Below are 25,336 nucleotides of genomic sequence, written 5' to 3'. Positions count from 1 at the left end.
AGGTATAAATGTACGTTAAACTTTTAATTCTACCCGTTTTGTTTCAGCTAATTGCGCATTTCTTATGGCAACCTGTTGGGCAACTTGTTGTGAAAGTGATTTAAAGGCATTGGCAGTAACGGAATCTTGCATTACTGCTGGGTAGCCAATATCTCCAGCTTCGCGAATGCTTTGTACCAAAGGAATTTGACCTAGGTAAGGTACTTTATGTTTTTCTGCTAAGTTCTTTCCTCCATCTTTTCCGAAAATATAATACTTATTGTCAGGTAATTCTTCTGGAGTGAAATAAGCCATGTTCTCAACAATGCCTAATATAGGTACATTGATTTGTGGTTGCATAAACATGGTTAATCCTTTCTGAGCATCGGCTAAGGCTACTTTTTGCGGTGTAGTTACCAATACCACTCCTGTAACCGGTACGGTTTGCACCAAAGTCAAGTGAATGTCACCTGTGCCAGGAGGAAGATCGATTAATAAATAATCAAGCTCGCCCCAATCTGTATCGCCAATAAACTGTTTTAGAGCGCTACTGGCCATTGGGCCTCTCCAAACTACAGCGTTTTCGGCAGGGGTTAAGAAACCGATTGAGATTAATTTCACTCCATATTGCTCAATTGGAATGATCAAATTTCTTTCACCTTCTTTTCTAATGCTAGGCTGCTCATGTTCGCAATTAAACATAGTTGGGATAGACGGACCGTAGATGTCGGCATCGATCAAGCCCACTTTGGCACCACTTCTGGCTAAAGCAACGGCAAGGTTGGCAGTAACGGTAGATTTACCTACTCCGCCTTTTCCCGAAGCAATGGCAATAATATTCTTTACCTGAGGTAGAAGAGGAGCATTGTCTCTTGTGCTGGTTACATGTGAACTCATATTTACGCTCACTTCGATATCAGCGCCCACATGCTCTTCAATGGCTTTTAAGCAATCGTTTTTGATTACTTCTTTCAAGGGGCAAGCAGGTGTGGTTAACATTACGGTGAAAGAGAGTTTATTTCCTTCAATTTCAATGTCTTGAATCATGTTTAGCGTAACCAGATCCTTTTTAATATCTGGGTCATCAACATGTCGAAGTGCTTTGATTACATTTTCTTTAGTAAGTGCTGCCATAGTTCTTTAATTCCGCTGCAAATTAACGGCTTTTTGTCTAGTCTGAATAACAGCTTTAAATGAAATTCGTTCCGTGCTTTTTCAAGCCTTAGCAATGCCCTATATTTGAGGCCAGAAGGGATGGCAATCAGCGACAGTACAATACAGGAAATCAAGAACCGCATCGATATAGTCGAAGTGATCAGTGATTTTGTGTCGCTGAAAAAAGTGGGATCGAATTATAGGGCACTCAGCCCTTTCACGAACGAAAAAAGTCCTTCCTTTTACGTTTCTCCTTCCAAAGATATTTTCAAATGTTTTAGCTCCGGAAAAGGGGGCGATGCCATTGCTTTTGTAATGGAAGTAGAAGGCATTAATTACATTGAAGCGCTGAAGTACCTTGCTAATAAATATGGTATTGAGGTTCAAGAAGAGGAACAGACTGATGAGCAAATAACTGCTCAGAATGAACGAGATAGTCTTTTTATTGCCCTAAAATTTGCCGGAGAGTTTTTTCAAGATGTCCTGTGGAATCATAGCGAAGGGAAAAGTATTGGGCTCAGTTATTTTAAAGAACGAGGTTTTTCTGAAGCCACAATAAAGAAATTCGATTTAGGTTATAGCCTCGATGCTTGGGATGGGCTGATGAAGCCTGCACTGGAAAAAGGCTATTCTGAAGAAATTTTAGAAAAGGCGGGCTTGATCCTTAAATCTGAGAATAAAACCTATGATAGGTTTAGAGGTAGGGTAATGTTCCCAATCCATAATGTGGGTGGAAAAGTAATTGCCTTTGGTGCCCGAACACTTCGTAAAGATAAAAAGCAGCCTAAGTACATCAATTCGCCCGAAACTGGGGTGTATCATAAGAGTGACATCGTTTATGGTATCCACCAAGCCAGACAAGCCATTCGGAACGAAGACCTTTGTTATTTGGTAGAAGGTTACACCGATGTGATTTCTATGCATCAATCAGGTGTTCGAAACGTGGTTTCTTCTTCGGGAACGTCCTTAACCAAGGAGCAAATACGCTTGATCGGTCGCTATACAAAGAACATCACAGTACTTTACGATGGAGATGCAGCAGGAATAAAAGCGTCATTCAGGGGTATTGATTTAATTCTTGAACATGACCTAGATGTACACGCAGTAGTTTTTCCTGAGGGGGAAGATCCCGATAGTTTTTCGCGTAGTATGAGTTCAGAGGCCTTTCAGCAATTTCTGAAAGACAATGCCCAAGATTTCATTCGTTTTAAAATAGGGATTCTCGCAAACAACATTTCCGAACTTTCTGGGGAAGAAAAATCTGAAATCATTAGACAGATGATAGAAAGCCTTTCTATGATTAAGGACGAAGTTAAAAGGTCCGAATATATTAGGTCTACTTCCGAAATACTTAAAGCTAATGAGTCATCTATATTAATTGAGGTTAATCATAAAATTCTTACACGTCTACAAGGTGAAAAGAGAAAAAGAGAAAATGAAAAACACATAGAGGAACAAATTGAGGAGCTAGTAGCCATTGAACCTTCAGATGGCTCAAGTTTCTTTCTAACGTTAGTTGATTTAGAAAAGGAGTGTTTAAGACTTCTTTTGAATTATGGGAATGAGACCGTGGCGGATGGTGTTCTAGCAGAAGTTTTCTTTCGCGAATTGGAGGGCTTTGAATTTGAGTCGAAGATTTGTTCCATAGTGTTTAACCAGTCGAATATTAAATTTCAAAATAGTAGAAAGATTGAATTAGATGATTTTTTGAGTTCAAATGATTCAAATATAAAAATGTTTGCTGTTGACGCACTGGAAATAAAATATTTCATTAGTGATGGTTGGTTTGACCTACACAGAATTTCTACTTCGCATGAATCTGAAGATTTGTATAAACAATCTATTAGAGCTGTTTTGAGATTGAAAAAGCGAAAATTGGAGATTATGATCAGGGATAATGAAGATGAATTGCGTAATAATTGGAATGAAGAATCTATTAAAGTTTATATGGAGTTAAAACGTAGACATACCATAATTTCCAAAGAACTTGGAACTGTTGTTAATCTTTGATTCTTAGTGTATAAAGTTTAAAAATGGTTGGTAATAAATTAAAAGAACAGCTTCAAGGAATCAGATTCGAGGTTATTGATTTGAATCAGGCAGCTTATTTCTTTATAAGAAAAATGAATCGATTTGAATATATCCTTCAGAAAACTAGTAGGGAGTTTGTCCTTGAAGAGCTTTATGCCCTTCGTTACCTGGAAAATGGATTGATTCTTCATCTTACAAAACTTGATGATGACAATTCAATATTTTCATTTAGAGCTGTGCTAAAAGAATTGAACAGGAGCAGCGATAATCCAGCCTTCTTAAAGTTAATGACAAAAATGTTAAAGGACTTTAGACAAAAGATTAATAAGATTAAAATAAAACACCGAAATGCTAGGATCGCTCACATCACAACTCTAGAATATCCAAATCTGGATGAGTTCTTAGATTTTAACAACTATCTCAAACCTTTGATTGAATTTGCAAATACAATTGCAGATGCTTTTTTGGGAGAACAAATACAAAATAAATTCAAGTTGGGCACAATGGAAGGAACTTTAGACTTTCGGGAATCATTTAAAAGTCTTAGAATGGACTTAAGTTCAAACAAAGATTTCTCTTAAAGATATTGGTTGAAAATAGCAATGGGCATAAAATATTGTCCTAAGTCTTTAATTGTAAAAACACTTTTCGATCAGGTGACCACCGAATTGGGAATTGTGGTGTCAAAATAAAAGAATTTATATACGCATAGAATAAAGAGCATGATAGAAGCAAATACAATGGAAACTGCAAAGTATAAAATTCAATTAAATACGATTGAAGAGGCAATAGGAGCCATAAAAAATGGTGAAGTTATTATTGTAGTGGACGATGAAGACCGTGAGAATGAAGGAGATTTTATTTGCGCAGCAGAGAAAATAACACCTGAAGTTATCAATTTTATGGCTACACATGGTCGTGGGTTAATCTGTGCAGCAGTGATTGAAGACCGTTGTGATGAGCTTGGCCTTGAAATGATGGTGGGTTCTAATACCGCAGCCTACGAAACTCCATTTACGGTTTCTATTGATTTAATCGGTCACGGATGTACTACTGGAATTTCTGCCAGCGACCGTTCCAAAACGATTCAAGCTTTGGTGAATCCAAATACAAAACCCGAAGAGTTAGGTAAACCAGGCCATATCTTTCCTTTACGAGCAAAGAGAGGTGGTGTATTGAGAAGAACAGGTCATACTGAAGCTGCTATTGACTTGGCACGTTTAGCGGGCTTCCAAGCTTGTGGTGTTTTGGTAGAAATACTGAATGAAGATGGTACAATGGCCCGTCTTCCTAACCTAAAAAAAGTAGCCGAAAAGTTTAATTTGAAACTGGTTTCTATAGAAGATTTAATTTCTTACCGTTTAGAAAAGGAAAGTCTTATTGAACGTGTTGATTCTGTGGATTTACCAACAGATTACGGTGATTTCCATCTTCAAGCCTTCAAACAAACCAATACTGAAGAAGTGCATTTGGCCGTTGTAAAAGGCGAATGGAAAGAAGATGAACCTGTTTTGGTTCGTGTGCATTCTTCTAGCACTTTAGGCGATGTATTCGGTTTTAATCGAGATACTGGTAATCCAATAAAGCATGCGCTCCGTATGTTAGAAGATGAAGGCAAAGGAGTTGTACTTTATATGAACCAAGGTGCTAGAGGCGCTCGTTTATTGGATGAGCTTAAAGCCATCAAGGCTGCAGGTCAAAAAGAAGGTAAGTTCGGAGTAAAGATGGATCAGAAAGATTTTGGAATTGGAGCTCAAATTTTGCGTGACCTCGGTGTTTCTAAAATCCGCTTGATTACGAATCATCCTACAAAGCGTGTTGGTCTTATAGGTTATGGTCTCGAAATTGTTGAACATGTTACCTTAAAGAAAAAATAAACATTAAGGTTTACAACGAGTTCAACACAAAACAAAAATGCTGTGCGATATGAAATTGTACATTTATTTTCTCGTGTTATTTAGTTTTGTGGCATTTGGGGTTAATGCACAAACTTTTCCGTCTGAATTATGGCATGATGGACAAATCAAGCTGACTGACGGAAGTATAAAAAATGGGAATATTAAATATGACTTGGATAGGCAGGCCATTCAATTACAAATTGGAGATCGTACTGAAGCTTATGATGCGAGTCAAATAATTTCATTCTCTTTTTTGCAAGAATCTACCAAAACGCGAAGAACTTTTTATTCCCTTCCTTATGCCATTCAAAATAACTATAAACGCCCTGTGTTTTTCGAGGTGATTGTTGCTGGTAAAATGACACTTTTGGCTAGAGAATATGTAGTAATTAGGAATTCACCTACTACTTCAAGCTTAAATAATAGATACAGGTATTCTGACTACCCAAACTTTAGAGAAAGTAGAAGTTATTTGGCTCATAAAATGTTTTTTGCAAAAGAAGATGGGGTAATTAGAGAATCCTCGGGAAAAACAAATGATGTGCTTAATCAATTTGGTAATGCTCGTGCAGAACTTAAGAAGTACGTTAAAAAAGAGAGATTAAAGCTTGATCGCTTACAGGATGTTGCGAAATTGGTGAATCATTTTAACCAAGAAGTAAACTAAATGCCCAAACCCCTTATTCTTGTTTCAAACGATGACGGTATCACCTCAAAAGGTATTCGCGTGCTCATCGAAGCCATGTGTCAAATTGGTGAAGTAATTGTTGTTGCCCCCGATAGTCCGCAGTCAGGAATGGGGCATGCCATTACAATTGGTAATACTTTACGACTTATAGAAACCGATATCTTTAATGATTTAGGTGTAATTGCCTATAAATGTTCGGGTACACCTGCCGACTGTGTTAAATTAGCCAAACATTACGTATTGAAAGATAGAGTGCCAGATCTGGTAGTAAGTGGTGTGAATCACGGAAGCAATTTAGCCATTAGTGTACTTTATTCAGGTACCATGTCTGCAGCCATTGAAGGCGCCATAGAGGGCTTTCCATCCATTGGTTATTCCTTAGCCGATTTTTCTTTAAAGGCTGATTTTTCTCACGCCATTGATCATATTGTTCATATTGCCAAAGAGGTTTTAGAAAAGGGACTTGCTAAGAATGTAGCCCTAAATGTTAATATTCCACCCAAGCAAAACCAGAAAATTAGAGGGATTAAAGTCTGTCGACAGGCCAAAGCACATTGGCAGGAAGAATTTGATCAGCGAAAAGACCCTTATGGAAGACCTTACTTTTGGTTAGCAGGTAATTTTGTGAATAATGATAAAGGTGAAGATACTGACGTATGGGCGGTAGACCATAATTATGTTTCTGTAGTGCCTTGTCAGTACGATATGACAGCCTATCACAGCATTGCCCAAATTAATGATGATTGGGATTTCATGACCAATGTTTAAAGCCATTCATTAATTGAAATTAATTTAAGTGAGGCTGTTGTTTTGCTGTAGCTTTTAATGATTTGGAAGAGAAAATAAGCGCTTGAATAACAAGGCCAATGATAATTAGAATGGCCATTTCCAATTGAGAAATAGAGATATTTCCTAAAATAATTTTCTCCGATTCTTCACGAATATTTTGAGCCTCACTAGTTTGAATAGCGGAAAGGGCTGATAGGCTATCGAAGGCCCGAGAAGCAACTTCGTTGTTATCACTTACAAAACGACTTAACTGGTCTTCAGTACTTTGATCTTGAGTCAGTCCACTTTCAATGCTATTTATGCGCTGAACAATTTCTTTTAATTTTTCAAATTCAATTTCTTCTTCTGGAGTAAGGTAAGTGGTTGAGTATTTTTGAATCAATAACTCTCTTTCACTTTTAGAATTTAAAAACGCTGTTTTTAAGTGATCGAACCCTTTTTGATTCTCAGAAGCCAGAATCAAAGCTTGACGTTGGTGAAGGTTTTCATAAAGCTTGAAAATATAACTTTCTACTAACATTCGGTCTTCATACATCGATGCAAAAGATGCATCGAGTTGCTTAAAATGACTTCTTTCGACTAAGTTGTTTGCTAAAGTTACAATGAGCACTGCCGCAAGGAGTACTGCCGCAGTTATTTTGTTTTTTATGCTGTACGTCCATTTCATAATTCCGAGCTTTTAATAGAAAACGTCTTATGATACAAAATATGTTTTAAAACTATTGTCAAAATAGGTGTCATCGGTTCAAGTCACTAATTCTCTAAAAACATAACTTCAAATTAATTTCTTCATTTGACCGTCAATATACTTCGCTATTGGTTATGTCAATACCCTTCAATATCTTGTAATATCTCAAAATTTTGAACCTATGAAAACTTTATTTCTTTCTATCGCTGCTGTTTTGTTTAGTTTGTTTCCATCAACTGGAAATTCTATTTCGCCAGAGGCTTTAACTGGGGCTTGGGAAACTACTTTCAAAAATGATGATGGAAGGGAAGTACATGCAGTCGCCATAATGAGTGGTGGCTATGTGAGCTCTGCTGCTTATTATACCGATGATAATTCATTTTTATACACCATGGGTGGTTCATGGAAGGTTGAGGGAAATAAAATAATTCAGACTTATGAGTTCAATACCCAAGATTCTGAGATGGTAGGCAAATCAGAGTCTAATGAATATAAGATTGAAGGAAACAAACTGACTTTTAAAGGAGATAGTAGAGTTTGGACAAGGATTGATAATGGTACAGGTGGTGATTTAGCTAATGCATTTCTTATTACTGGTAGACAACAGAATGGAGAAATTGTAGAGCGTCCGATTAGGGCTAGAAAAACCATGAAAATATTGTCTGGAACTAGATTTCAATGGATAGCCTACAATGTAGATACTGGAGAGTTTTCTGGAACGGGCGGAGGAACTTACACCACCATCAATGGAAAGTATACTGAAAATATTGAGTTCTTCTCAAGAGATGTAAACCGAGTAGGGGCTTCTTTAGAGTTTGATTATAAAGTAGTTGATAAGGCTTGGCACCATAGTGGTTTGAGCAGTACTGGAAGTCCTATTTACGAAGTTTGGACACCGAGAGAAATTATTGAGAAGAACTAAACTGTTTGAGGGTGTTCCGTACAGGGATTTTAAACTGTAATCTTAATGCTTATGGTCTTTTTTCGGAACAGGGTCATAGCCATGGCCGCCCCAAGGGTGACATTTGCTAAATCGCTTAAGGCCTAACCAAAGCCCTTTAAAAGCTCCCCATTCTTTAATGGCATCCACTGTATATGCCGAACATGTGGGACTAAACCTACAATTAGCACCTAACATTGGTGAAATGGCATATTGGTACACCCGAATTGGAAAAATGAAAATGGCAGCTAAAATCCGTTTCATGTTGCAAGATAGTGGATTGATAGGTTCCACTTAGGGTGCTTTAAGGCCTATTTTCGTTTGTGTGCTTCTTCAAAAATTTCTTTCCTAAGTATTCTCACCTCACCAACCATTAGCAATCGCATGTCTTCAACGATATAGTCGGCCAATGCCTCGTCAGAAATGGAGTCGCCTTCAATATCTAACCGAAAGTCTTCTCCTTTTAAACTTCCTCCATTTGAGAAGTAAATCTCAAAGTCAAACTTCACTCTCTTTTCCATGAGTCAATTTTAGAACAATTTTTATTTGATTTCAAATTCCTTTACCATGGAAGTAACTGGAATAGCGGTTACTTTTCCATCATTTAAAAGAAACATTACCTTGGCCGTGTTACCAATTAAAATACCCGTTTTAATTTCATCGTCTGCAAATCGAATCTCAATAGGTGATTGTTCCTTAATTTGATTGCTCACATAGCTGCCATATAAATCTGCTGAAAGGAATAGATAAGTTATAAAGAGAAAGCCAAAAGCAAAATAGCGATATCTGTTAAACCAAGGTTTTTTATCCCAACCAAAATTAGATCTCGAATAGGAGACCGGGAATTTCCTTTTCCAAACGATATCCATTTGTAGTAGAAAGGATGAAATTCCAATAGAGGCCAAGGAGAAGAGCAATATCTTGAAATCGGCAAAGGGTGCGATTAGAAAATCAAACACATCTGAATAATCAAATATATTGATACCAAACTCAGAATAGAGTTGATAATTGAAAAGCATTCCGATGCCTACGGTAAGAAGATAACAAATGGTAATTACGGTTTGAATTTCCTTTATTATGGCTTCGTAGGCATCTTTAATTAAGCCCTCTTTCATTTATTTACGTTTTCTGAAAATTGCGTAAAACTCACTAATTAACCTATTCTAATCTAATAAATAGAGAAAGGGTGTTTGCTTAATTGAAAGTTGAGTAAGCCTTACTTCTGAATTACATATACCAAGTAAGCAATATAGCTCACTAGTAGTATTGCCGCTTCCCATCGGTCGAGCTTTTTCTTTTTACCAGTAAACATGGCTATGAAAACGAATATGGTTCCTCCAGCTAGAATGTATAAATCTAGGTCGAAAACGGTATCGTAGACTATTGGTCGAATTACAGCCGAGGTGGCCAAAATGAAAAATAGGTTAAAGATATTTGAGCCAATAATGTTACCTACGGCAATATCGCTGTTCTTTTTAAATGCCGCCACTACTGAAGTAGCCAATTCAGGCAATGATGTACCTGCTGCTACAATGGTCAACCCGATCAATTTTTCACTCATTCCAATTGTGGTAGCCATATCTACCGCGGTAGTTACCAATAGTCGGCCTCCGATTACCAACCCCGCCAGCCCAAATATGATATAACTGTAGGTCTTGAGGTTTGAATAAGTAGCTGCTTTATTTTCAATTGTAACTGGGTCGGATTTCAGTTGTTTGTTTACATAGTAGAGAAAGAAACCAAATAGTATTAATAGTATTAAGCCATCTATGCGGGTAAGTATATTTTGGTCGGTGCCAAAAATATGATGGGTAAGTATGTAAGCGAGTGCAATACCTAAAAATGATATTGGAATTTCCTTCCAAATAGTGCTTGATTGCACTACCATAGGGGCGATCAGACCTGTAATACCTAAAATAATAAATAGGTTGAAGTTGTTACTGCCAACGACATTGCCAAAAACAATATCTTGATGGTTTTGAAATGAGGCAAAAATACTGACCACCAATTCAGGAGCAGAGGTGCCAAAGGCCACAATGGTAAGCCCAATGGCTAGGTCAGAAACTTTGAATTTCTTGGCTAGGGCAGAGGCGCCATCTACTAAACCGTGAGCTCCGGTAATCAATAATGCCAGGCCTGAAATAAGCAACAAAACTTGAATAATCATCAATTAAAGTCAGTAATGAACTCTGCAAACGTAATTTGCTCAAAACAGTTTCTGATTATCTTAATGTGCGAAAATTAAAGTTTTAGGATGGATATTAAGTAAATTGGGTTTTGATTAAAAACTGTTTTTGTATTCACCGTTTTTGTACTTCAAAGTTTCCGTAGTTGTAACCGTTTTAACACTTTTTTCTGTACCGTCTTCCATTACTGTTGTGGTAATTGTGTCCGTTATTGATAAATCGTAAAATTTTGATAGCGAGTTAATAATTGGACTAATAGTTTTCTTATGCTCTATATATTCTCCACTACTCATTCCATCAGTTTCTCCATTGAGTTGAGAAATTGAGTAATCCTTAAGTACCCTCTCTAATGTAGCTCCGTTTCGAACGAATAAAGAAAGTTCTGTTGACTCATATGGATTGACTCTGCTGCTGCCATAATAATCAATTACTATGCCTACGGTTTCATGATTTTGTGAGATGATATAAGGCTGGTAGATGACTTCGATCTTATTTAACCTAATAGCGTCACTATACCATGATTCCTTTTCGAAGAAACGAGATTTTATCTCGGAATTTGTGCGGTTGACTATCAAAACATGTGCGTTAATAGAAATATATTCTTCTTTGTTTAAGACTTCAGGAATCAGAATAATGGATTCAGAGTCTGAAATGGGCTTTTCAATGATGAAATCCGTTAGGCATGCTTCTTTTTCTATTTTCAAGATAGTTAAAACCTTATCAACTAGGTTTTGGGGACTTTCTTGAGCATGGGAAGTTAAATTAAAACTGAGTAGCAATATGAGAGTCCATTTTTTCATATGAGGTTATGGGACTGTTTAGTAACACTCTGAGTCTTTGATTCAGATATAATTCTTAAAAGTGATAATCTAAGATAATGGTTTTCCAAATGTCCTTTTTAGAATGTTCTAGATTCACTTTTAAGTTGCCAAAAACTCTCGAAACAACCAATTGAATTGTTTGCTAAGCACAATTTTCAATTCATTTACTGAAGTTACTCATTCACTGAATGAAGTGAAACTGCTTTGACTTAAATAAATGTGGTCGTCAGAAAGAAACAGGGAATATCCCATCTGTCAATTGAAATAGAAGATGGGGATTAAAAATCAATAAGTTTGTAAGGGCTACGCTACCAAGCCACAGAGCCGTAATTATCCTTCTTCTCAGGTTGAGAAGAAATGCTTTTGGTTTTATCTTGGCTAGAAGAACGAGAAGGGGATGAAGTATTGAGCTCTGGAATTTCTATTTCCTTACCTACGTTCACTTTTCCATTCAGTTCGGCACCTTTTTCTATTGAGATTTCTTTGGCGTAGATTTTACCAAAAATTTTGGCACTTTTAGTAACATGTAAAAAACCCTTACACATTACATCTCCATTCACAAAGCCTTCAACAGTAATATCAATACCTCTAAGGTTTCCACCAATTTCACCATTAATACCAATGATGATTTTTTCATCAGAGAGTAAATCTCCGGTAATATTACCATCTACGCGTATACTCTGACTAGACTTTAAGTTTCCTGTAATAATAGAACCTTGCTTAATTTGAGTGATATGCGTAGATGGAGTAATAGCAGCCATTTATAATGCTTTATTAATATTCAGAAGGAATTGAAGTTTCAGATATGGTATTGTTGTCGTCAAAAATTGAAACGACTGTTGTTGCATTTCCAATATCTAAACCTACCGCAGTGCTTTTTACACCACCGTTGAGCTGTGCGGAGTTGATGCAATAACCACGGCTCGCCAAAGATTGTGGTTCATGGGCGATTTCAAGGTCAAGTACATCACGGAATTCTTCCTTAAAACAATCTACAAGCGCGGTGTATATAGCGCCACCCCCAGCTAAATACATGATCTGACTTGTCATAAAGTCATTATCATTGAATGCTTTGCGCATGGCTGGTGATATTACATCCTCATAATATTGCTTCAGCACTCTATCGCGCATGCTTCTGATGTCAATTCTTTTTCTGTTCAGGAAAATCACTCCTTTTTGGAAAGCAGCATCAATTTGATGTTCCGTTTTCAATTCTAAGTAGTGTTCCTTGGCTAATTCTTTCTCAAGCAAGTTTACAGCGTAACGAAGGCCGTAAGTTGAAAGTGAAGTTCTTTGTACAATTCCGCCCTCAGTGCTCAAAAGTCCTTCGAGTGTTCCGTAACCCAAACTCATTACAAAGAAGTTGCCTTGTGCTTTTGTAATGCCTTTTCTCAAAGCAATCGTACAGCCAATAACTTCAGGTATTACCTGTGCACCCGCTACTTCAACTTGAACATTCTTTTTGATGCCACCCCCGTAGGTTGCCGCATCATATTCAACAGTATGTTGCCCATCAATAAGTTGCGTGGCCTTTTCTTTATTCAATTGAAAAGTTGAAAAAGGAAATCCTGTGGTGATTGTAATTGGATTGCCTAACTTTTGGTTGGCAATAAGTAGTGCCGCTTTCAATAGAATTTGGTAATCCAGTTCGTCTGGAGCACTGTTGATATTTTTATGTGGGGAAACTCCTTCAGTTAAGGCTAGGTTGCCTATCACATAACCTTCACCATTATGAAAAATTTTCAGTCCGTTGATCAGGTCAGGTGATACGTTTTTGAGGTCAGTATTATTTCCTTCAAAGACACTTGGGAAAGTATAGGTTTTGAACATAGTTAATGATTTGGTATGCAAATATTTTTGAGCGGTTTGAACGAAAGACAATAATACGATTTAATCGCTTTTTTTTGGCTGTATCATTGAAAAATCGCTGGAATTTCTGAAAAACTTTTTGATTTAAAAACTGAAAATCTGCTATTGGTTAATTACTATCGCAATTTTTGTGTTGTTTTCATTTACAGCCATTCGGGTGATTCCCGAAAGCCCCATAGAACTCAAGTCTGTAACCTCGTTCCAGTCTTTGTCATATTTCGGGTTGAAGGTCAGTATTTTAGAGCCCACACTGGTTACGTAAGTGCCTTCATTTGTGATGGTCCAATCACTTGAATTATCAGGTTTTTTTACGGTTACATCAAACCTTGCGGTTTTTGAGTTTAGTCGGTAAATGTTTTTATCACCATTCTCTTCCGTTCTTTCAAAGGCAAAGTCGGCTGAACCTGGTATAAGTTTTATAGTTCTGCCTATGTTGTCAGTAATCTTTTTTTCACCAGGTTGTCGGGCATCGGCCATTAATAAAGTTATGGGTGTACCTAAAATAAACATGGCTACATTAGAACCGCTCCATGCATGATAGCCAACAGGAGCGATGTCTTCAAATACAAGTTGCGGAGCTTTTTTTGTGTTTAAATGAAACAACCAAAGCCTTTGTGTACCATCTTCTTCCACCCTTACCGCTGCAAACGACTCGAAGCCCGGAACCATTGCGGCAGAGTATTCGCTTTCTTTAGAGTTGGTCAGGTTGGTTTTCTTTCCTTCAAGTAAGTCTAACATAATAATGTCTGTTTGACCATTCTCGTAGGCAGTGTAGAGCATATAATCTTCCCCATAAAAATAAGGTTGATTATCATAGCCTTTTCGGTTGGTTACATTCTTACCTTTTTCGATCGACACACTGCCTTTTTTTTCTTTTAGGTCGAAAACGAAGATTTCTGTGTCGGCAGGTGGTGTTTGTGCAAAGCTTGTGAAGATTAAAAAACTAAAAGCCATGCAAAACAGAAGTTGTTTTTTCATAAAGAGAGTACAAAGTGTTTATCGAAAATATTAAAGTTTAACGACAACGAAAAATTTAATTGAAGCTTTAAAGGTGGTTTTACATTAAAGGAATATACTATACGGTAATAGGTTTGTCTGTATGAACATGTATGCTCATTTGGAATGATGTCGCGTTCATTAATTTAGAATCAATCTAGTTTGTTAAAACAATTGAAAGTCAGTGTTTTGTTGACTCCTAAATTTACCTTTCATAAAAACTTCTTTGGTGAAAGGCCTTGGTTACAGTTGAATTCCTTAAATTTTAAGCTGAAATCAACCGTACCTTATGCAAGTTATAGAATCCTCAAAAGTTTATGATGTTGTCATTGTCGGCTCAGGAGCCGGTGGGGGAATGGCAACTAAGATATTGTCAGAGGCTGGTTTTGATGTAGCAGTACTCGAAGCCGGTCCATTTTTTGACCCCGCACAAGATGAATATAGAACCCAATTGCGTTGGCCTTGGGAGTCTCCTAGGCGTGGTGCCAGCTCAGACCGAAGGTCTTTTGGTGATTATGATGCCGCCTATGGAGGCTGGAATTTGGCCGGAGAACCTTATACCGAAGCCCCAGGGACTCGCTTTGCTTGGTTCCGCTCCAGAATGTTGGGGGGAAGAACCAACCATTGGGGTAGAATTTCACTTCGTTTTGGGCCATTAGATTTTAAGCGAAAAAGCGTTGATGGCCTTGGCGATAACTGGCCGATTGGCTATGATGATGTAAAACCTTATTACGATAAGGTGGATAAACTTATTGGTGTTTTCGGTAGTAAAGAAAATATTCACAATGAACCAGATGGCTTCTTCTTGCCTCCGCCAAAACCAAGGCTTCACGAGCTATACTATATTAATGGAGCAAGAAAAGCAGGAATTCCTGTAATTCCTTCAAGACTTTCAATTCTTACTAAACGAATTAATAATCAGCGAGGAAGCTGCTTCTATTGTGGTCAGTGTAATCGTGCTTGCTCAGCCTATGCCGATTTTTCTTCTGGAACTTGTTTGATTTTTCCAGCCCAAAAGAATGGAGGAAAAATTGAATTGTTTACCAATTCTATGGTGCGCGAAGTAACCACAGATAAAGAAGGAAAAGCCACAGGGGTAAACTATGTTAATAAACTAGATAGAAAAGAATATCACCTAAAGGCCAAAGTAGTAGTAATGGCGGCTTCGGCTTGTTCTTCGGCTCGAATTTTATTGAATTCAAAAAGCAGTGTTCACCAAGATGGCTTAGGCAACAGCAGTGGTTTGGTAGGTAGATATCTGCACGATTCTACAGGAGCTAGTCGTTCTGTATTCCTTCCAAAACTGATGGATCGTAAGATTTATAATGAAGATGGAGTAGGTGGAATGCATGTTTACACGCCTTGGTGGTTAAATGATAAGAAATTAGATTTTCCTAGAGGCTACCATATTGAGGTTTGGGGCGGAATGGGAATGCCAAGTTATGGCTTTGGTTTCAACCCAAATAATTTGAATAAGATAATGGGAGGCGAAGTAGGTGGCTATGGCGAATCCCTCAGGGCTGATGTTAAGAAGTACTATGGTGCAGTATTGGGCGTGTCAGGTCGAGGAGAAAGTATTCCGCAACGCAATAATTATTGCGAGATTGATAATAATGTAGTTGATGAGTGGGGGATACCTGTGCTCAAGTTCAATTATCAATGGACAGAGCATGAAGTGAACCAAGCCAAACATATGCAAGATACTTTCGAGCAAATTTTGGATGCTACAGGTGGTATTCTGTTAGGAGATAAACCTGGAAAAGACCGAAATTATGGATTAACCGCTCCTGGCGAAATTATTCACGAAGTAGGAACTACCAGAATGGGTAACGACAAAAAAGAGTCGGTGACCAATAAATACAATCAGCTTCATGATTGTCCGAATGTATTTGTTATGGATGCAGGCCCGTTTGTGTCGCAAGCCGATAAAAACCCAACTTGGACCATATTGGCCTTGGCTTGGAGAGCATCAGATTATTTAGTTGAACAAGTAAAACAAAGAAATATTTAAGTCATGGATAGACGCGAATCATTAAAATCTTTATTGGTCGGTTCTGTAGCAGGTGGCCTGCTCGTGACTGGTTGTGCGCCAGAAAGCACAGTTGAAACACCTGAAAAGCCGCAACTTCCAGGTTATGGAAGAAATGAAGCAGAAAAAGAGCACGATGCCAAAGTACTTTCAGAAACATTCTTCACCGAACATGAACTGGAAACCATTGCGGTATTGTGCGATATCATTCTTCCTGCAAATGCAGAATTTGGGTCGGCAAGTGATGCAGGTGTTCCTGAGTTTATTGAATTTATTGCCAAAGATATGCCGAATAACCAACTGCCTATTCGTGGTGGTTTGGCTTGGCTGGATTCTCATTCTAATAAATTATATGGAATGGAATTCAAAAAGCTGAATGATGAACAACACAAAACCATTTGCGATAGCATTGCTTACCCAGGCAAAACCGCTCCTGAATTAAAGCATGGTGAAAGGTTCTTTACCAACATGAGAAACCTTACTATGACGGGTTACTTTACTTCCGAAATGGGAGTGAAGGACTTGGGCTATAAAGGCAATATGCCAGGAGTTTGGGATGGTATTCCGGAAGATGTACTGAAACAACAAGGCTTGGCTTATGAAGAAGAATGGCTGGCAAAATGTGTTGATCAGTCAAAACGAATGGATATTGCTACCTGGGACGATGATGGGAATTTACTGACATGATGAAAAAAACGATATTTTTCATTTTAGGTATGGCCTTTTTAACCCTAGGGTGTACCGAACAAGTGGCCAAGCAAGTAGATGCCAATGAGTTTGAGGCATTAATGGCTGATGACGCTACTGTGCAGGTGATTGATGTTAGAACACCAGATGAATACGCTCAAGGTTTTATTAAAAATTCGACTTTGATCAACTTCAATGGCCCTAGTTTTAAAACACAGCTAGAAGGTTTAAACAAGAACAAAGCCGTGGCGGTGTATTGCCATTCAGGGGCTAGAAGTAATCAAGCCTTTGAAATGATGAAGGAAATGGGTTTCAAGAAAATCTACGAGCTTCAAGGCGGCATTGTCGCTTGGCAAGCTGGGGGTAAACAAATCCAGAGATAAATCAATCAGAAAGCCCGAAAGGGCTTTTTTCTTTTGCAGTCCGCTTTAGGTTTTCAATCACATATTTAAACTTTCAATAGTTTTCACAAACAAGTCAGGGCTTCAAATGGTATGTTTGTATAAAGCTTAATTTCAACTATGTTATTTGTACTTTCTCCTGCCAAAACCCTCGATTTCGAAACTCCATGTAATGCCGAAAAATCTTATCCTCGTTTTCAGAAAGAAACGTTGGAATTGATTGGTGTATTGAAAAAGAAAACGCCTGAAGAGATTCAAGAATTGATGGACATCAGTGAGAATTTAGCAGAACTGAATGTAGACCGCTATAATAAATTCAGGAAATCTAAAGACCCAAAAGTAGCGAAGCAAGCAGTGTATGCCTTTAAAGGTGATGTGTATGTAGGCTTAGAGGCCGAAGAACTTTCGAATGAAGATATTCTGTATGCTCAAGATCATTTACGTATTCTTTCTGGCCTTTATGGTTTACTTAGACCACTCGATTTGATTCAACCATATCGTTTAGAAATGGGTACTCGTTTGGCTTTTGATGATTATACCACATTGTATAATTATTGGGCAGACACCATTGCCAATCAGGTCAATCGTGATTTAAAAAAGCAAGGTGATAAAGTACTCATCAATTTGGCTTCTCAAGAATATTTCAAAGCCATCGACAGGCCCGCACTTAAAGCCAAGGTGATTAACGTTGAGTTTAAGGATTTTAAAAATGGTCAGTACAAAATCATTTCCTTCTTTGCCAAAAAGGCTAGGGGTTTAATGGCGCAGTACATTATTAAAAATAGAATCAACGAAGTAGAGCTATTAAAAGGCTTTGATTACGAAGGTTATTATTTTGATGAAGCTGGTTCTGATGAAAGTAACTTGCTGTTTAAAAGAGATTAGTTTTAAAAATTGTGAAAGACCCAAAAACCATAGCCTCACGAGATTTTTTGCCTGAACTTCAGTTTCAGACTTCGCGCAGTTCTGGGCCAGGTGGTCAAAATGTAAATAAGCTTGAAACCCGAGTAACCTTGCGCTTCAATATTGAAAGCTCCAATGTTTTTTCTGAAGAAGAAAAGGAGACTTTACTTAAGAAGTGGGCAAAGCAATTGACCAATGAAGGTGATTTACTGATCAGTTCGGAAGCACATAGAACCCAGTTGCGGAACAAAGATGAAGTAATTGCTAAGTTTAGAAAGGCGGTGGAGCAGGCCTTTACCAAAGCTAAGCCACGTAAGAAAACCAAGCCTTCTAAAGGCGCTATTGAAAAACGACTAACAAGCAAAAAGAGTCATTCCGAAAAAAAGGAAATGCGTAAGCCCCCTAAGTATTAAAAAGAGGCTGTCTGAAAAGTCAAGACAGCCTCTTTTTTATTCGGATACCTATCTGAGAAAGCTTTCAAATACGCGATTCTCAGAGGGTTTATTTTACTTTTTAGACACCCTCTTCAATTTTTGTAGATTCAGAAGCAAATTATTCGCCACCTTTTCTATTTGGGTTTCTTGGGCTTGGCCACTCCATTGGCTGACCGTTTCTTGGGTTAACAGGCAACACAATTTTATCTCTTGGGAAGAATTTATCATCCTCAGAAGCCATGTATGTCATGATAGCCGTAAGAATAGCATTGTTTCTTACATCTTCGAATACGATTTTATCATAAGTATCCTTGTTGGTGTGCCAAGTGTAAGCGCCATAATCCCAGCTAGTAGAACTTAAGCTAAAACCAGGAGCACCGGCAGCTACGAAAGATGCGTAGTCAGAACCACCTCCTCCAGGAGTACCAGGGAAGTTAGTGTCAATTTCTCTTCTAATAGCGCTAGGTACTGGAGCTAACCATCTGTTGATGAATTCATAAGCGTGAAGGAAACCTTGTCCGCTAATGTTTACTACTCTACCTGTACCGTTGTCTTGGTTGAAAAGAGCCTGTAAGCCTTTTATTACTTCTGGATGATCTTGAACAAAAGCAGAAGAACCATTTAATCCTTGCTCTTCACTACCCCAATGTCCTACAAGAATAGTTCTTTTTGGGTTTGGATAAACCTTTTTTAAGATTCTCATAGCTTCCATCATAACTAAAGTACCAGTACCGTTATCAGTAGCACCAGTTCCACCATCCCAAGAATCGAAGTGTGCAGAAAGCACAACATATTCATTAGGTAGCTCAGAACCTTTAATTTCAGCTATAGTATTAAAGGTTGGCATCATGCCAAGGTCTTTCGCAGTAGTTTTTACAGTAATTTTTGGAGCGTCACCATACTCAGCCATTCTGAAAAGTGTTCCGTAATCCTCTAATCCTATATCGATGGTAGGGATTTTTTTAGTAGAGGCACCAAAAATTTTGTTAGCACCAAAACCTCTTGACCAGTTAGAAATCAAAATACCAGCCGCACCAGCTTCTTCTAAAGCAGCAGGTAAGCTACGTGAGGTTAAACCTGTATTTCTAACTCTTTGAGACCATGCTCTAGATAGTTCGGCTCTGTCTTTTCTCATGTTTTCAACAGAAAGTTCAGTACCGTTTTTCTCCCAGTTATAATCCGGACGACCAGTTGGCTGTGCCATGTCGATCATTACAAATTTTCCTTTAATGCCTTTTAACCAAGTTTTGAACTCAGCTTCGTTAGCTACATCAGGAATAACTACAACCTCACCTGTTACATCTTTACCATTAGTAGATGGGCTCCATGCCAACTGCATAGCCTCTAATGTTTTTACACGAGGAGAAATCATATCTACGTGAGTAATTCCACGTTCCCATCCTTTCCACTCGCCCCATTTCTCGTTTCGGGCATCAATTCCCCAGCTTTTGTATTTGGCCACAGCCCAATCGTTGGCAGAATTCATTTGTGGTGTACCCACTAAACGCGGTCCGTTTTTATCTAATAACTCGTAGGCAAGCTTTTCTAATTGAGAGTTGTTGTTAGCTTCTGCTACAATTTTGTCTACAACGGCTTTAGTGTCCTGAGCATAAGTATTGATACTCAGACAGAACGCCAAAATCATAAATAATTTAAGTGTTTTTTTCATCTTGATAAATTTGGATTGTGGTCGAAGATATCAATCTATGTTAAACTCAGACATACCGATGATGTAAAAGGTGTGCTCACACTCATTCCTGAGAACCAGCTTTTCTAGCAATATTATTACGTTTTTAGAATTTTTTAAGAGATCAACTAGATCAGTTAAACCGCTTAAAACGAAAACTATCTGCTTCTAATTGTATTACAAAACCGAAATTTCATCCACCAAAAATATTTAGTCAATTCTGAAATTTTCATTCCAACGGAAATCAAAATATGTGAGTCAAAGGGGCATAAACAACATTAAACAAATGAAAATGATCAACAAAAAGACCAGCGTATTGAAAATGATTTCATTCGCTTTATTGCTTACAGTATTGTTCAGTGTTAACGCTTGCAAAGACGATGACGACCCAGCGCCAAGTGTAGCTAGCCCCACAGTTAATGCAGCCACTGAAATTGCAGCCACTACTTTTAAGGTGAGCTGGACGGAGGTTACGGGAGCCGATAAGTATTTACTGGATGTTTCTAAAGAAGCGCACTTTGGCACGAAAGTGACCAGTTTCGACAAAAAGGAAATCACCACAACAAGTGCTACAGTTACTGGTTTGACTGCTAAAACCAAATACTATTACCGAGTGTATGCTAAAAAAGGAACAGTCACTTCAACCCCATCAACGGTTAAAAGTGCTACAACAATTGAGTAGGCAATTACATAAGGTTAACTATAAAAATGAAGAGACTGCCATTTACAGCAGTCTCTTCATTTTTATAAGTCTATTATTAGCTAGAGTTACATCGGAACCGTTACGGTAGAGTATTATTAGTTAACCTAACCGTTTTAATAGCATTTCTGCTACTAACTCGGAAGAAGCTGGATTTTGGCCTGTAATCAAAAGCCCGTCTTCAACAGCATATGGTGCCCAATCATTACTTTTTGAATAGATGGCTCCATTTGCCGTTAGCATATCTTCTACTAAAAATGGAACTACATTGGTTAACGCTACCGCATCTTCTTCGGTATTAGAAAAACCAGTTGTTTTTCTTCCCTTAACCAAGGGCTGGCCTTCAGTATTTTTGGTGTGTTTAAAAATTGCAGGTGCATGGCAAACAGCACTTACAGGTTTGTTGCTGCTATAGAATGACTCTATCAAGGCAATGGACTCTTTATCTTCCGCCAAATCCCAAAGTGGACCATGTCCTCCAGGGTAAAATACTGCATCATAATCGGCTGAGCTTACTTTGCTTAATTCCACAGTATTGGCAATTAATAACTGAGTCTCCTCGTCCTTATTGTAGCGATCTGTGGCAGGCGTTTGAAAATCGGCCAATTCGCTTTTAGGATCGATAGGAGGTTGACCACCTTTTGGCGAGGCCAATGTAATGTCAACACCTTTGTCTTTTAAAAAGTAATAAGGGGCTGCAAATTCTTCAATCCAGAAACCGGTTTTTTCACCTGTGTTCCCTAATTCTGAATGACTGGTAAGTACAAAAAGTACTTTTTTCTGATTTGTATTTTCGTTTATCATCGTTTGTTTTTTAATTCTGAAATGGCATAAACCGATTTGATTTATGCGTTAATGCTTGACATCTAGTAAGCCATTTTTACGATGTTTTCTGCATCGGTTGGTGACAACGACTTATGTTCGCCTAGGCCCGTCATGCCTCGTTCTTCAAACCTGCGTGCAATCTCTTCTGCTGTACCTTCATAGTTATCTATGTAATCAGAAAGCTTAGTGTCAATGCCAATTGATTGATAGAATTCAGTGGTTTTACGTATTCCTGCTAAAGCTTTTGCTTCCAGATTACCTTCTGTGATATTCCATACACGTTCTGCATATTGCGCCAACTTCTTCTTTTTAGCTTCGAAATTGTACGTGTAGTGACTTTCTGCAATTATAGCCAAGGTACGTGCGTGATCGATTCCGTAAAGTGCGGTCAATTCATGTCCCATCATGTGAATAGCCCAGTCGGTTGGAACTCCCTTTTGAATCAATCCATTTAGTGCCATAGTACAGCTCCACATAAAGTTAGAGGCTGCTTTGTAATCAGAGGGATCTTTGAGAATTGCAGGAGCTACTTCAATCAGTGTTTGCATAATACTTTCCGCAAATCGATCTTGCAATAGAGCGTTAATAGGGTAGGTCATGTATTGTTCTAATACATGCGTGAACGCATCTGCCAGTCCGTTTGCAATTTGTCTTTCGGGAATTGAAGCTACCACACATGGATCTAAAATAGAGAACACTGGGAATAAGCCAGAACCTCCCATGGTGAGTTTTTCTTTGGTTTCAGCACGGGTAATTACCGCCCCAGAATTCATTTCTGAACCTGTAGCTGGCAAGGTGAGTACTGTTCCAAAAGGCATTCCTTTTACCGTTGGAATTCTCTTTGAAAGAATCTCCCAAGGCTCGATTCCTTCATAAAGTGCAGCGGACGATAAGAATTTCACTCCATCAATAACAGAGCCACCACCTACGGCCAATAAGAATGTTATTTTTTTAGTTTTAATAACATTCAGCGCATCTAGTAGAATGGAATATTCTGGGTTGGCAGGAATACCGCCAAACTCTTCGAACTCAAAACCAGAGAGAGCCTGAATTACCTGCTGGTAGATTCCATTTTTCTTAATGCTTCCTCCGCCATAGAGCAAAAGTATTTTTGCGTCATTAGGAAGTTCTGTAGCTATTTTTTGTATTTGATCTTTTCCAAAAATGATTTTGGTTGGATTCTTAAATTCGAAATTATTCATGTCTTACGTTTTATCAATTAGGGTCCTCTACTGAGGATGATACGATGACAAAGGTAAAACGGAGGCTGCGCCAGAAAAATGATGTATGATAAGAAACGCTAATGCATTGCAATTTCTTTACGAATTCTGCTTAGACTTTCAGAAGTGACTCCAAGGTATGAGGCGATGTGATAATTCTTAACTAATGATTCAATATTAGGGTAGTCGTGAACAAAGTCTGTATAGCGTTCAGTGGCCGACTTGGCTAAATCGCCAATAATTCTTTTTTGAAACGAACTGATAAAAGATTCTGTTTTCAACCTGAAAAAACGTTCTACGCTGGGAATTTGGTTGAAGATTTCTTCCATGTCTGTTCTGGAGAAACGGTATAATGTAGCGTTCTGAATACATTCGATACTCAAAATAGCAGCTGATTCTTTATAGAAGGCCGTATAGTCGCTAATCCACCAATCTTTTATGGCAAATTGAATGGTGTGCTCTTTTGCTGAATGGTCCACGAAAAAGGAACGTAAACAGCCATTGGCCACATAGTATTGGTAATGCACAGTTTGCCCAGGTTCTAAAAGTAATTCGCCTTTTTTAGCCTCTACGGAATGTATTCGATCTTGAATTAGTCGTTTCTCTGACTCTGTTAGAGTAAGTCCTTTAAATATGTCTTCAATGTGCATTTTTAAACCTGAATCAATAATTGCCTTAAAATAGGCACAATGAAGTTCAATGGCCTTGTTTTTTCTTAATAGTGATACTTAACGAAAAACTATTTTAAAGTTTTGAATTTCTCTTGTACTACCTCTTGTACTGGTCGGTTTTCAATTTTGCTTTTGAGCCACGAAAGAATGTCCAAATAAAGGAAAGGACGCCTTTCATAAAGGTTGTTGTTAAGTATCTCCAGTCTATCATAAAGTAGCTGAAACTCTTGTTTCAGTTGGTTAGGCTTAATTTTTCCTGTTTTTCTTAAGAAGTTGAAAATCTCTTTTTGAACAGCCTGTTGGTCGTTCATTTTTCCAATAAACTGGAAAGTAGACTTAATTTGATACTCCAAATGAAAATCTTGCCCATCCTCGAAATGAGCAATTAGGTTAAGGATTCTAGCAAAACAATGAATATCTTCTCTTAAGCTAATGTCCTTAAAGTAGATAATCTTATTCAGGTAGAAAATTGCTTTTCGGTTATTTCCTGAACCAAAATAAAGCGTGGCTATTTTATAATAAAAGAGCAATACACGCTCTGGGTCGATCTTATCTTCATATTCATTGAGTTTTTTCAAAAGCTTTGGCACCATGTACGTTCCTTCCTCAAAGTTACCTTCCATAAAGGCTTTGTTGATTTTTGAAACCCACATAAACTTAAAAATCAACACCTCGGTATTTAGGTCTTTTACTATGTCTTTATTTTTCGAAAGTTCCTCTACTTCGTTCAACACTTCACAAAAAACAGAATAATACTGAAGCTGGAATAGGGCAGTGAGCAAATTGCTATAACTCTTGATAAACAACACGGGCTGTTTGGTGGCCATGTCTTGGTTTTGCTTGAACAAGTCAACCAAAGCCTTGGCATGTTTGTAGGAGTTAGGGAAGTTCTGAACAATGTTATTATACCAAATCTGGCACTGATGAAAATACATTTGCTCATAGAAACTGAGGTTTGACATATCCAGCTTAGGAAAATTGGCCTTAAAGTAGGTTGTTACTTCAATAAAGTCGTCCTCATTTTTAGCATAACCTTTTTGAAGGAAAAGGCTGTAAAGGTTGAGTGTCAAATTGGACAATTGGTGTGTAGAAACGAGTAAGTCGGAAGTTTCATTCACCTCATTAGTTAATTGCTCTGCACGGGTTTCAATACTTCTAGTAATGTACTGCGACTCTATCATTTTTTCGAACTCTAATATTTCCAAAACCAAAGCATGATGCTTTGTGTCTTTGGCTTGATTTTTCGCTTTGTCGAGTAGTTTTAAGGCTTGTTTGTAAAAGCCTTTGTTGTATAAAAGTTTAGCATGATCTAGACTTTCGCGCAACTGCATGTCTACATGATGCCCAATATGAAATTGCTTTAAACTGGCTAGTATCTGCTTAAAAAGGTTGGCCTTTTGGTTAGACAGTTGTTCTTTTTTAATGCTCTTTACTTTGTCTAAAATAAGCTTGTCATCGTAGTGTTTAATGCTATCCATTACATCGAAAAGCTTGACAAACTTTACACCTTCTGAGTTGCCACTGCGGTTAACGAACATTCTAAAATGTCGCTTCTCTGATTTTGTTAGCGATTTTATTAGCTCAAATAATGAATCCTGCTTGGGGTTAGCCATTGTATTTTATTCTTTTCAATTAATTGATATACAGTAATATAGAAATACAGAGTTCGCTATAAAAATAGTAGAATCTCTAGCATCAGTTTTGGCCTCGCAGTAGGCGCCCACTAATTTCAATTAAGA

General features: G+C 37.9%; 27 protein-coding genes. 12 read left to right on the top strand and 15 right to left on the bottom strand.

Annotated features, from left to right (window positions below; translation table 11 throughout):
- Positions 1–15 precede the first annotated feature (15 nt).
- Complete coding sequence (locus tag OB69_RS12770) at positions 16–1,113, bottom strand: Mrp/NBP35 family ATP-binding protein (protein ID WP_053224131.1); 1,098 nt, start codon at positions 1,111–1,113, stop codon at positions 16–18.
- 120 nt (positions 1,114–1,233) lie between these two features.
- Between OB69_RS12770 and dnaG the strand changes: the two genes are divergently transcribed.
- From dnaG to surE, 5 genes are all read left to right on the top strand, one after another.
- Positions 1,234–3,144, top strand: coding sequence for a DNA primase (gene dnaG, locus OB69_RS12765; protein ID WP_053224130.1), 1,911 nt, complete (start codon positions 1,234–1,236; stop codon positions 3,142–3,144).
- A 23-nt stretch (positions 3,145–3,167) separates the two neighbouring features.
- A complete protein-coding gene (locus tag OB69_RS12760; RefSeq protein ID WP_053224129.1) occupies positions 3,168–3,746 on the top strand; it encodes a hypothetical protein in 579 nt (192 codons plus the stop codon).
- 141 nt (positions 3,747–3,887) lie between these two features.
- Positions 3,888–5,042: a 3,4-dihydroxy-2-butanone-4-phosphate synthase gene (gene ribB, locus OB69_RS12755; protein WP_245620817.1), complete on the top strand. Its 1,155-nt coding sequence runs from the start codon at positions 3,888–3,890 to the stop codon at positions 5,040–5,042.
- Between the two features lie 49 nt (positions 5,043–5,091).
- Positions 5,092–5,730, top strand: a complete 639-nt coding sequence (locus OB69_RS12750; RefSeq protein WP_053224128.1) for a hypothetical protein — start codon at positions 5,092–5,094, stop codon at positions 5,728–5,730.
- Positions 5,731–6,519 (top strand): 5'/3'-nucleotidase SurE, encoded by a 789-nt coding sequence (gene surE / locus OB69_RS12745; protein WP_053224127.1) that lies wholly within the window; start codon positions 5,731–5,733, stop codon positions 6,517–6,519. It abuts the gene before it with no gap.
- A gap of 19 nt (positions 6,520–6,538) precedes the next feature.
- Here the strand turns inward: surE and OB69_RS12740 are convergent, their stop codons facing one another.
- The gene (locus tag OB69_RS12740; protein WP_053224126.1) at positions 6,539–7,207 is read right to left on the bottom strand and encodes an MCP four helix bundle domain-containing protein; all 669 of its coding nucleotides are present in this window, start codon (positions 7,205–7,207) and stop codon (positions 6,539–6,541) included.
- A gap of 202 nt (positions 7,208–7,409) precedes the next feature.
- Here OB69_RS12740 and OB69_RS12735 point away from each other — a divergent pair, with 202 nt between their 5' ends.
- Positions 7,410–8,150, top strand: coding sequence for a hypothetical protein (locus OB69_RS12735; protein ID WP_053224125.1), 741 nt, complete (start codon positions 7,410–7,412; stop codon positions 8,148–8,150).
- A gap of 42 nt (positions 8,151–8,192) precedes the next feature.
- On the opposite strand, the gene yidD is transcribed toward OB69_RS12735, so the two are convergent.
- From yidD to OB69_RS12695, 8 genes are all read right to left on the bottom strand, one after another.
- The gene (gene yidD / locus OB69_RS12730) at positions 8,193–8,432 is read right to left on the bottom strand and encodes a membrane protein insertion efficiency factor YidD (RefSeq protein WP_053224124.1); all 240 of its coding nucleotides are present in this window, start codon (positions 8,430–8,432) and stop codon (positions 8,193–8,195) included.
- A gap of 47 nt (positions 8,433–8,479) precedes the next feature.
- Entirely contained in the window at positions 8,480–8,689 is a 210-nt protein-coding gene (locus OB69_RS12725; protein WP_053224123.1) for a hypothetical protein, read from the bottom strand.
- Positions 8,690–8,710: 21 nt separating this feature from the next.
- Complete coding sequence (locus OB69_RS18720; RefSeq protein WP_071426780.1) at positions 8,711–9,283, bottom strand: hypothetical protein; 573 nt, start codon at positions 9,281–9,283, stop codon at positions 8,711–8,713.
- A gap of 101 nt (positions 9,284–9,384) precedes the next feature.
- Positions 9,385–10,335, bottom strand: a complete 951-nt coding sequence (locus tag OB69_RS12715) for a calcium/sodium antiporter (protein WP_053224122.1) — start codon at positions 10,333–10,335, stop codon at positions 9,385–9,387.
- A 114-nt stretch (positions 10,336–10,449) separates the two neighbouring features.
- Complete coding sequence (locus OB69_RS12710; RefSeq protein ID WP_157608572.1) at positions 10,450–11,058, bottom strand: PA3715 family protein; 609 nt, start codon at positions 11,056–11,058, stop codon at positions 10,450–10,452.
- A 425-nt stretch (positions 11,059–11,483) separates the two neighbouring features.
- Entirely contained in the window at positions 11,484–11,936 is a 453-nt protein-coding gene (locus OB69_RS12705; RefSeq protein ID WP_053224120.1) for a bactofilin family protein, read from the bottom strand.
- 13 nt (positions 11,937–11,949) lie between these two features.
- A complete protein-coding gene (locus OB69_RS12700; RefSeq protein WP_053224119.1) occupies positions 11,950–13,005 on the bottom strand; it encodes a ParM/StbA family protein in 1,056 nt (351 codons plus the stop codon).
- 141 nt (positions 13,006–13,146) lie between these two features.
- Entirely contained in the window at positions 13,147–14,022 is an 876-nt protein-coding gene (locus OB69_RS12695) for a TolB-like translocation protein (RefSeq protein WP_053224118.1), read from the bottom strand.
- A 307-nt stretch (positions 14,023–14,329) separates the two neighbouring features.
- On the opposite strand from OB69_RS12695, the gene OB69_RS12690 reads away from it, so the two are divergent.
- From OB69_RS12690 to arfB, 5 genes are all read left to right on the top strand, one after another.
- Positions 14,330–16,051 carry a GMC family oxidoreductase gene (locus OB69_RS12690; protein WP_053224117.1) on the top strand — a complete coding sequence of 574 codons (1,722 nt, stop codon included), beginning with the start codon at positions 14,330–14,332 and terminating at the stop codon, positions 16,049–16,051.
- A 3-nt stretch (positions 16,052–16,054) separates the two neighbouring features.
- Positions 16,055–16,756: a gluconate 2-dehydrogenase subunit 3 family protein gene (locus OB69_RS12685; RefSeq protein ID WP_053224116.1), complete on the top strand. Its 702-nt coding sequence runs from the start codon at positions 16,055–16,057 to the stop codon at positions 16,754–16,756.
- Entirely contained in the window at positions 16,753–17,139 is a 387-nt protein-coding gene (locus tag OB69_RS12680; protein WP_053224115.1) for a rhodanese-like domain-containing protein, read from the top strand. The genes OB69_RS12685 and OB69_RS12680 overlap by 4 nt, the downstream gene beginning before the upstream one ends.
- Before the next feature lie 138 nt (positions 17,140–17,277).
- Entirely contained in the window at positions 17,278–18,042 is a 765-nt protein-coding gene (gene yaaA / locus OB69_RS12675) for a peroxide stress protein YaaA (RefSeq protein ID WP_053224114.1), read from the top strand.
- Between the two features lie 11 nt (positions 18,043–18,053).
- Complete coding sequence (gene arfB / locus OB69_RS12670) at positions 18,054–18,473, top strand: alternative ribosome rescue aminoacyl-tRNA hydrolase ArfB (RefSeq protein WP_053224113.1); 420 nt, start codon at positions 18,054–18,056, stop codon at positions 18,471–18,473.
- A gap of 139 nt (positions 18,474–18,612) precedes the next feature.
- Here arfB and OB69_RS12665 read toward each other — a convergent pair whose 3' ends face one another.
- Positions 18,613–20,163: a M20/M25/M40 family metallo-hydrolase gene (locus OB69_RS12665; protein ID WP_053224112.1), complete on the bottom strand. Its 1,551-nt coding sequence runs from the start codon at positions 20,161–20,163 to the stop codon at positions 18,613–18,615.
- Positions 20,164–20,473: 310 nt separating this feature from the next.
- Here OB69_RS12665 and OB69_RS12660 point away from each other — a divergent pair, with 310 nt between their 5' ends.
- On the top strand, positions 20,474–20,863 hold the full coding sequence (locus OB69_RS12660; protein ID WP_185096907.1) for a fibronectin type III domain-containing protein: 390 nt from the start codon (positions 20,474–20,476) through the stop codon (positions 20,861–20,863).
- Between the two features lie 120 nt (positions 20,864–20,983).
- Here the strand turns inward: OB69_RS12660 and OB69_RS12655 are convergent, their stop codons facing one another.
- The 4 genes from OB69_RS12655 to OB69_RS12640 form a co-directional block, all read right to left on the bottom strand.
- Positions 20,984–21,685 carry a type 1 glutamine amidotransferase domain-containing protein gene (locus OB69_RS12655; protein WP_053224110.1) on the bottom strand — a complete coding sequence of 234 codons (702 nt, stop codon included), beginning with the start codon at positions 21,683–21,685 and terminating at the stop codon, positions 20,984–20,986.
- A gap of 62 nt (positions 21,686–21,747) precedes the next feature.
- Positions 21,748–22,908: an iron-containing alcohol dehydrogenase gene (locus tag OB69_RS12650; RefSeq protein WP_053224109.1), complete on the bottom strand. Its 1,161-nt coding sequence runs from the start codon at positions 22,906–22,908 to the stop codon at positions 21,748–21,750.
- 98 nt (positions 22,909–23,006) lie between these two features.
- Positions 23,007–23,576 (bottom strand): Crp/Fnr family transcriptional regulator, encoded by a 570-nt coding sequence (locus tag OB69_RS12645; protein WP_053224108.1) that lies wholly within the window; start codon positions 23,574–23,576, stop codon positions 23,007–23,009.
- An 89-nt stretch (positions 23,577–23,665) separates the two neighbouring features.
- Positions 23,666–25,210: a hypothetical protein gene (locus OB69_RS12640; RefSeq protein WP_053224107.1), complete on the bottom strand. Its 1,545-nt coding sequence runs from the start codon at positions 25,208–25,210 to the stop codon at positions 23,666–23,668.
- Between the last annotated feature and the right edge of the window lie 126 nt (positions 25,211–25,336).

Source organism: Roseivirga seohaensis subsp. aquiponti (assembly GCF_001267955.1).
GTDB classification, from domain to species: domain Bacteria; phylum Bacteroidota; class Bacteroidia; order Cytophagales; family Cyclobacteriaceae; genus Roseivirga; species Roseivirga seohaensis.
The sequence above is the reverse complement of the archived record's forward strand: the minus strand, read 5'-3'. Positions and strand labels throughout refer to the sequence as shown.

What these genes read in the sequence shown, in the direction of transcription:
- OB69_RS12650 (WP_053224109.1), bottom strand. Translation starts at nt 22,908, where the DNA reads ATGAATAATTTCGAATTTAAGAATCCAACCAAAATCATTTTTGGAAAA.
- OB69_RS12725 (WP_053224123.1), bottom strand. Translation starts at nt 8,689, where the DNA reads ATGGAAAAGAGAGTGAAGTTTGACTTTGAGATTTACTTCTCAAATGGA.
- dnaG (WP_053224130.1), top strand. Translation starts at nt 1,234, where the DNA reads ATGGCAATCAGCGACAGTACAATACAGGAAATCAAGAACCGCATCGAT.
- OB69_RS12700 (WP_053224119.1), bottom strand. Translation starts at nt 13,005, where the DNA reads ATGTTCAAAACCTATACTTTCCCAAGTGTCTTTGAAGGAAATAATACT.
- OB69_RS12660 (WP_185096907.1), top strand. Translation starts at nt 20,474, where the DNA reads ATGATCAACAAAAAGACCAGCGTATTGAAAATGATTTCATTCGCTTTA.
- OB69_RS12770 (WP_053224131.1), bottom strand. Translation starts at nt 1,113, where the DNA reads ATGGCAGCACTTACTAAAGAAAATGTAATCAAAGCACTTCGACATGTT.
- OB69_RS12655 (WP_053224110.1), bottom strand. Translation starts at nt 21,685, where the DNA reads ATGATAAACGAAAATACAAATCAGAAAAAAGTACTTTTTGTACTTACC.
- OB69_RS12750 (WP_053224128.1), top strand. Translation starts at nt 5,092, where the DNA reads ATGAAATTGTACATTTATTTTCTCGTGTTATTTAGTTTTGTGGCATTT.
- OB69_RS12645 (WP_053224108.1), bottom strand. Translation starts at nt 23,576, where the DNA reads ATGCACATTGAAGACATATTTAAAGGACTTACTCTAACAGAGTCAGAG.
- OB69_RS12735 (WP_053224125.1), top strand. Translation starts at nt 7,410, where the DNA reads ATGAAAACTTTATTTCTTTCTATCGCTGCTGTTTTGTTTAGTTTGTTT.
- yaaA (WP_053224114.1), top strand. Translation starts at nt 17,278, where the DNA reads ATGTTATTTGTACTTTCTCCTGCCAAAACCCTCGATTTCGAAACTCCA.
- OB69_RS12705 (WP_053224120.1), bottom strand. Translation starts at nt 11,936, where the DNA reads ATGGCTGCTATTACTCCATCTACGCATATCACTCAAATTAAGCAAGGT.
- OB69_RS12685 (WP_053224116.1), top strand. Translation starts at nt 16,055, where the DNA reads ATGGATAGACGCGAATCATTAAAATCTTTATTGGTCGGTTCTGTAGCA.
- ribB (WP_245620817.1), top strand. Translation starts at nt 3,888, where the DNA reads ATGATAGAAGCAAATACAATGGAAACTGCAAAGTATAAAATTCAATTA.
- OB69_RS12740 (WP_053224126.1), bottom strand. Translation starts at nt 7,207, where the DNA reads ATGAAATGGACGTACAGCATAAAAAACAAAATAACTGCGGCAGTACTC.
- OB69_RS12665 (WP_053224112.1), bottom strand. Translation starts at nt 20,163, where the DNA reads ATGAAAAAAACACTTAAATTATTTATGATTTTGGCGTTCTGTCTGAGT.
- OB69_RS12640 (WP_053224107.1), bottom strand. Translation starts at nt 25,210, where the DNA reads ATGGCTAACCCCAAGCAGGATTCATTATTTGAGCTAATAAAATCGCTA.
- OB69_RS12760 (WP_053224129.1), top strand. Translation starts at nt 3,168, where the DNA reads ATGGTTGGTAATAAATTAAAAGAACAGCTTCAAGGAATCAGATTCGAG.
- OB69_RS12715 (WP_053224122.1), bottom strand. Translation starts at nt 10,335, where the DNA reads ATGATTATTCAAGTTTTGTTGCTTATTTCAGGCCTGGCATTATTGATT.
- OB69_RS12680 (WP_053224115.1), top strand. Translation starts at nt 16,753, where the DNA reads ATGATGAAAAAAACGATATTTTTCATTTTAGGTATGGCCTTTTTAACC.
- OB69_RS12690 (WP_053224117.1), top strand. Translation starts at nt 14,330, where the DNA reads ATGCAAGTTATAGAATCCTCAAAAGTTTATGATGTTGTCATTGTCGGC.
- surE (WP_053224127.1), top strand. Translation starts at nt 5,731, where the DNA reads ATGCCCAAACCCCTTATTCTTGTTTCAAACGATGACGGTATCACCTCA.
- OB69_RS18720 (WP_071426780.1), bottom strand. Translation starts at nt 9,283, where the DNA reads ATGAAAGAGGGCTTAATTAAAGATGCCTACGAAGCCATAATAAAGGAA.
- yidD (WP_053224124.1), bottom strand. Translation starts at nt 8,432, where the DNA reads ATGAAACGGATTTTAGCTGCCATTTTCATTTTTCCAATTCGGGTGTAC.
- OB69_RS12695 (WP_053224118.1), bottom strand. Translation starts at nt 14,022, where the DNA reads ATGAAAAAACAACTTCTGTTTTGCATGGCTTTTAGTTTTTTAATCTTC.